This is a genomic window from Bradyrhizobium sp. Leo170 (assembly GCF_004296405.1).
In the GTDB taxonomy this organism is placed as follows: Bacteria; Pseudomonadota; Alphaproteobacteria; order Rhizobiales; family Xanthobacteraceae; genus Bradyrhizobium.
Genome location: NZ_PSRR01000908.1, coordinates 1 through 370 on the forward strand (window position 1 = coordinate 1; position 370 = coordinate 370).

The 370-nt window shown below is 57.0% G+C and carries 1 protein-coding gene; it reads right to left on the reverse strand.

Annotated features, from left to right (window positions below):
* Window positions 1-361 (reverse strand): aminotransferase class I/II-fold pyridoxal phosphate-dependent enzyme (locus CWO89_RS45325; protein WP_245476892.1); only part of this gene is annotated, 361 nt, incomplete at its 3' end.
* Between the last annotated feature and the right edge of the window lie 9 nt (window positions 362-370).

Genomic DNA, 370 nt, shown 5'->3' on the forward strand with positions numbered 1-370 from the left:
CCCCTTGCAACAACCCCAAAACGACATTACTCAAAACCGGACTTACGCCGCCGTCGGGTTTGAGGTGCGCAAGCCTGTTGATGATGTCGGACTCCGCAAGCACCCAGCCTACCCGTAGCCCCGGTCCGGCAACTTTTGAGATGCTATGGACATTGATCACGTTGTTGCCTGGCGCCAGCCAATGCACTGGACCGTTATAGGGCAACTCAGCATAGACAAGATCCTGCACCAAGAGAGCGCCACTGCGGGCTAGCAGGCCCGCCAACTTGGCCACATAGTCGCACGACATCTGGCGCCCGGTTGGATTATGAAATGCTGGCATCGTGTAGAAAAGCTTCACCCGGGCATTGGTCTGCAGCATTGCCTCGAC